At 39.0% G+C, this 1418-nt stretch carries 1 protein-coding gene; it reads left to right on the top strand.

Annotated elements, in window-relative coordinates; translation table 11 throughout:
* The first annotated feature begins 2 nt into the window (after positions 1-2).
* The gene (locus tag ACTNDN_RS24845) at positions 3-1349 is read left to right on the top strand and encodes an IS1182 family transposase (RefSeq protein WP_441132566.1); all 1347 of its coding nucleotides are present in this window, start codon (positions 3-5) and stop codon (positions 1347-1349) included.
* The last annotated feature ends 69 nt before the right edge of the window (positions 1350-1418 follow it).

Below are 1418 nucleotides of genomic sequence, written 5' to 3'. Positions count from 1 at the left end.
TTATACGACAAGGAAGCCTATTTGACCTACAAGAATTATATCATTTAGAACCTACCCAACGGTTTGAAGCTGTTTTTTCTACCATTGACATCGAACCGATCTTCGCTGTGGTAACGAAGAAATCGCGTTTTGGAAGGCCTGTTGGGCTAAACTATGCAGCGATGATTTATTCGCTCATCGCTAGAATTACGGAGCGAATTCCGTTTATTAAGGATTTAGTGAAACGGTTAAAATATGACATGATCTTTCGTCTCGACTGTGGGTTTTTAGTTTCAGACTCTATCCCCTCAGAAGCAGCTTATTCTAGAATGATTACTGTTCTTTGTGAATCCGATGTTCTTGAAAATGTGCAAGGAACACTGCTCCATCAAGCCATTTCAGAAGGCTTTGTGGAGGATGACACAGTTGCCATTGATGCCACTCATGTACTAGCCAAAGATGCAGCACCTCCAAAGGAAGAACAGCCAAAATCGGAACCGAAAAAACGTGGACGTAAATCAAAAGAAGAGCGTGAACAATGGCTTATCGAAAAAGCAGAACAGGAAGCCAACCTTCCACTTTATGACAAGAAAATAGAAGAACAACTAGATATTCCTCTGGATGAACTTCGAGCTGAAATTCCTCAAGATCCTCAATGGGGAATCAAGAAAAACAGCCAAGGAAAAAATGTTTTTTGGTATGGCTACAAAGCTCATTTAGCTGTAGGGACAAAGAGTCAGTATATCTTTCAATCTCTTCTATCTTCCGCTAATTTAAATGATGGAAAAGCTGCAATCCCTTTATTAAAAGGACTTCACGAACACGTTTTGTTTCCTTCCATGCGTTATCAAACAATGGATGCAGGTTATGATTTTGAAGCGATTTATACCCAAATTCATCGAATGGGGCATCAATCTGTGATTGCTTATAATAAGCGGAATGAACCCGAACCTATTGGATTTGATAAGCACTTCGCCCCTACATGTGTTCGAGAGCATTCTTACCGTTACGATAGCTTTGATCATCAGTATGAAACATTAAAATATACACGTCCAAAAGAGTGTAAAGACTGTCCGTTAGCGAATGATGGTCTTTGCCAGAAAGTATACAAAGTAAAAATCACAACCAATCTTAGAAGATATACCGCACCAGCCCGTGGATCAAAAACTTGGAAAACCATCTTTAAACGACGTACAGCGGTTGAGCGAGTAAATGCCTATCTTAAAGGTTATTTCCAGCTCAACAATGTTCGTTATCGTACTGGGAAAAGAGCGAAAGTCCATTTTGATCTCGTAACGCTTGTTTACAATGCTTCCAAGTTAGGAGCAGATAGGATTAACCGTAAGTTAAGTAAGCAACAAGCAGCTTAAAAATTTTATAGGAGATAAAATTCTGTAAGTCTGTGTTTCTTTAAAAGCTCGAATTATGAAATTAACTCA

Origin of the sequence: Niallia sp. HCP3S3_B10 (assembly GCF_052064465.1) — a bacterium.
In the GTDB taxonomy this organism is placed as follows: Bacteria; Bacillota; Bacilli; order Bacillales; family Cytobacillaceae; genus Niallia; species Niallia hominis.
The sequence above is the reverse complement of the archived record's forward strand: the minus strand, read 5'-3'. Positions and strand labels throughout refer to the sequence as shown.